The organism is Micrococcales bacterium, from assembly GCA_009784895.1.
Classification (GTDB): Bacteria; Actinomycetota; Actinomycetes; order Actinomycetales; family WQXJ01; genus WQXJ01.
In genome coordinates this window covers 1-4336 of sequence record WQXJ01000088.1, presented here as the reverse complement: position 1 = coordinate 4336, position 4336 = coordinate 1, and the positions used below count along the sequence as shown (strand labels likewise).

Annotated in this window: 3 protein-coding genes; all 3 read right to left on the bottom strand. The window is 65.3% G+C overall.

Annotated elements, in window-relative coordinates; all coding sequences use genetic code 11:
* On the bottom strand, nt 1-648 hold a 648-nt coding region (gene truB / locus FWD29_09890), incomplete at its 3' end, for a tRNA pseudouridine(55) synthase TruB (GenBank protein MCL2804239.1).
* Nucleotides 649-681: 33 nt separating this feature from the next.
* Entirely contained in the window at nt 682-1155 is a 474-nt protein-coding gene (gene rbfA, locus FWD29_09885; GenBank protein MCL2804238.1) for a 30S ribosome-binding factor RbfA, read from the bottom strand.
* Nucleotides 1156-4221, bottom strand: a complete 3066-nt coding sequence (gene infB, locus FWD29_09880; GenBank protein MCL2804237.1) for a translation initiation factor IF-2 — start codon at nt 4219-4221, stop codon at nt 1156-1158.
* Between the last annotated feature and the right edge of the window lie 115 nt (nt 4222-4336).

The window sequence follows — 4336 nt, the reverse complement described above, 5'->3', positions numbered from 1 at the left end:
GCCAAAGCTCGGTCTCGCGGCAGAGGGGGGCGGGGCGGGGGGTGGCTCGGATTCCGGGTTCATGCCAAAGCTCGGACTCGCGGGTGTGGGGATGGTGCCAAAGCTCGGACTCGCGGGTGTGGGGATGGTGCCAAAGCTCGGACTCGCGGAGATTTCGAGGCGGTGGACCGTGACCGGCCGGGCCGCCAGCTCGACTGACTGACCGGCCCTGACCCGGGCATAAGCCCGCCGGCCGTTCACCTTGATGGCACTGACCGAACTGGGGACCTGCAGAATCTCACCTGTCAGCTGGGCCAAGGCGTCATCCAGCGCCTGGCGCCCCAACCCAACCACCCGTCCAGGTGGCGCCACCTCGATGACCGAGCCTTCGGCATCGTCCGTGGAGGTCGCCAGACCCAAACGGATGGTGGCGCTGTAAACCTTGTCCAGGTGAGAAAAGTAGGTCAGCAGGCGAGTGCCGCGACCCACGCCCAACACCAGTACGCCTGTGGCCATGGGATCAAGCGTGCCGCCGTGGCCAACCTTGCGGGTCGACAGCACCCGGCGGGCCCGAGCCACCACGTCATGCGAGGTCCAGCCGGCCGGTTTGTCCACCACCAGCACGCCACTGAGAGCCTCTTGGACAACCGGCGGTTGCTGACTCGGCAAGCTCGAAGGGCTGAGGTCGTTCGAGTCGATGGGTTAGGCCTCGCCCTCACTCGGCGCGGCCGGGCGTTGGTCCAGGTCCTCATCCGGCTCGACCGGACGCTTGTACGGGTCCTCATCCCCAGCGTAAGAGGCGCCATGAGCCTTGGAGGCCAGTTCGGCGTCCCGCGCCGCGGCCTCACGTAGGGCGTCATCGATGCGACTGGCGCCTTCCGGCAACTGGTCCAAGATGAAGTCCAACGACGGGGTCAAGCGCAGCCCGGTGGCCTTGCCAACCTCGCTGCGCAACAGGCCCTTGGCACTGGCCAAGGCCGCGGCCGTATCGTCCCGGGCGTCGTCATCGCCCAGCACGGTGTAGAAAACCGTGGCGTGCTGTAGATCGCCCGTCACCCGCACCTCGGTTACCGTGACGAAACCGAGCCGTGGATCCTTCACCCGGCGTTCCAACACCTGCGCCACGACCTGCTGAATCCGTTCAGCCAAGCGGCGCTGGCGAGGTGACTCGCCCATCTAGACCCTCTCCTTTTCGCGCACTTCGTAGGTTTCGATCACGTCTTCGACCTTGACATCGTTGAACGAACCAAGGCCAATACCGCATTCGAAACCGTCACGGACCTCGACCACATCATCCTTAAACCGACGCAGTGATTCGACCGAAAGGTTCTCGCCCACCACAGTGCCGTCGCGCAGTAACCGGACCTTCGAACCGCGCCGGATTTCGCCGCTGCGCACCAAACAGCCGGCAATATTGCCGAACTTCGAGGAACGGAATACTTCGCGGACCTCGGCGCTGCCCAGTCGGATCTCTTCGAATTCCGGTTTGAGCAGGCCTTTCAAGGCAGCCTCGACATCATCGATGGCCTGGTAGATAACTGAATAGAAGCGCACGTCGACGCCTTCGCGGTCAGCCAGTTCTTCGACCCGCTCGGCGAAGCGAACGTTGAAGCCAATGATGATGGCGTTGTCGACCCCGGCCAGGTTGACGTCGTTTTGGGTGATGGCGCCAACTCCGCGGTGGATTACCCGCAAAGCCACGGTTTCGCCCACGTCGATCTGCAGCAGGGAGTCTTCCAAGGCTTCGACCGAACCGGAAACATCGCCCTTGATCACCAGGTTCAAGGTTTCGACCTTGCCCAGTTCGAGCGCCTGGGTGAAATCTTCCAAGCTAATCCGCTTGCGCCGCTTGGCCAGCGTGGCGGCCCGCTCGGCCGCTTCGCGTTTCTCAGCGATTTGGCGGGCGGTGCGGTCATCTGGCGCCACCAACAAAGTGTCACCGGCCCTTGGCACCGAGGTCATGCCAATAACCTGGACCGGCCTGGAAGGCGTGGCCTGTTTGACCGATTGGCCGTGCTCATCGAACATCGCCCTGACACGACCATAGGCCGTGCCGGCCACTACCGAATCGCCCACACTCAAAGTGCCGGACTGGACCAGAGCAGTCACTACGGCACCGCGGCCCTTATCCAAATTGGCCTCGATGGCCACACCGCGGGCGGCCTTGTCAGCCTTGGCCCTGAGGTCTAGCCCGGCATCAGCCGTCAGCAGAATGGCCTCTAACAGGTCATCGATACCGGTGCGTTGTTTGGCAGAAACGTCGACAAACATGGTTTCGCCGCCATATTCCTCAGCCACCAGGTTGTATTCGGTCAGCTGCTGACGGATCTTGGACGGGTTGGCCCCGTCAACGTCAACTTTGTTGACCGCCACCACTACCGGCACATCGGCCGCCTGGGCGTGGTTGAGGGCCTCAATGGTTTGCGGCATAACGCCGTCATCGGCCGCCACCACCAGAACGGCAATGTCGGTGACCTTGGCGCCACGCGCACGCATGGCGGTAAAGGCTTCGTGACCAGGGGTGTCAATGAAAGTGATGGCGCGTTGACCGCCGTCGTGTTCGGCAGCGATCTGATAAGCACCAATATGCTGGGTGATGCCGCCGTGTTCGCCTTCGACCACCGATGTGTGTCTAATGGCGTCAAGTAGCTTGGTTTTACCGTGGTCAACGTGGCCCATCACCGTCACTACCGGTGGGCGCGGCTCAAGGTCCTCATCTGTTTCGGCATCAAGCTCACCTTGCAGGTCAATGTCGAACGAATCGAGCAACTCGCGGTCTTCATCCTCTGGCGAGACGATTTCCACGACGAAGCCTAATTCGGCCCCCAGGGTGCCAATCGTGTCCTCATCGAGTGACTGAGTCGCCGTGGCCATTTCACCTAAGTTGAACAGCACAGTGACCAGGGCCGCTGGGTTGGCGCCAATCTTGTCGCCAAAATCGGTCAGCGAGGCGCCCCGGCGCAAACGAACCACCGAAGTGCCGTCGCCTTTGGGCAGCCTGAGCCCACCGAGGATAGGCGCGTCGGCCTGTTCGAATTCTTGGCGTTTGGCCCGCTTCGATTTACGGCCGCGGGCTGGTTTGCCACCACCGCGACCAAAAGCGCCCTGGGTTTGTCCCCGGCCACCGCGGCCGCGGCCGCCGCCGGGACGGCCACCACCAGGCAGACCTGGGCCGCCGGCGCCACCGCCGCCACCACCACCACCGCGACGGCCTCGACCAGGACCACTACCTGGGCCACCGCTGGGCGGAGCCATTGGGCCGGCTGGCCCGCCGGCGCCGCCGCCTTCGGCCGGGCCCAGCGACGAGCGCCCAGGCATCATGCGAGGCGACGGCCGCGGGCCGCCAGGTCTGGTGGCATCGCCCGGACCACGCCCGCCAGGCCGTGGCATGCCCTGGGACGGGGCAAAGGGGTTGTTGCCGGGCCTCGGCCCTGGCGCCCGCATACCCTGGGTTGAGCTGAACGGGTTGTTGCCCGGTCTGGGCCCACCGGCGCCGCGCGGCGCTGGGCGCGGCGCGACCGGCTTGGGTCCGGCCTCGCCATCAAGGGCCGGCTGGGCGCCTGGCGGTTCTGGGGGCGCGGCTTGGGCCGCCTGGGCGGCGCTGGAAGCCTCGGCTTTAGTGACTGGGGCGGCTAGCTCGGTGGCTTCTTCAACGCTGGCCTCAACCTCGGCTGCCTGGCTGGCAGGTGCGGCCGGCGCAGCTGCCGGGCTGGCCGGCTCGACCAAGGCGCCGTCTTTGGCCGGGGGCTTAGCCGCCGGCCGGGCAGCGGACCGAGCTTTGATTTCGCTCGCCACTGCACCAACGGCCTTGGCCGTACCAGCCTTGGCTTTGGCCACAACCTTGCCCGCGAACTCGCCGGCTTTGGCCGCTGCCGTCCCGCCGGCCACCTCACCAGGCGCCTTAGCTGGCGCTGCCGGAGCGGCTTCAGGCGCCGCAGCCGGGGCGGGCGGGGCAACCGGCTCGGCTGCGGCCTGACCAGGTTCAACCCCCTTGGCCGGCCGGGTCGATGCTTCAGCTGGTGGGCCGGCATCGGCCGCGGGTGGCTCAACGGGCGGGGCCGGGGGTTCTTCTGGCTCTTCCGGTGGAGGTGGAAACTCCTCGCGCAGGCGCCTAACTACCGGCGCTTCAATGGTCGAGGCCGCCGATTTGACGAACTCCCCCAGTTCCTTCAGCTTCTCAAGCAACACCTTGGAGGGCACGCCAAGTTCTTTGGCGAGCGCAGAGACGCGCTGTTTTTGCACTTTGCTCCTGTCTTGGCTCGTCCCAAGGCAGGGGCGAGCCGTCTAGTTAGGGGTCCTCATCTCGGGGCACTCATTGCGTGTCCATCGTTCTTCCACCCGTTCTCAACTGACGGTT

Excerpts from the sequence above, each read along its gene's own strand:
- rbfA (MCL2804238.1), bottom strand. The coding sequence starts at position 1,155 with ATGGGCGAGTCACCTCGCCAGCGCCGCTTGGCTGAACGGATTCAGCAG.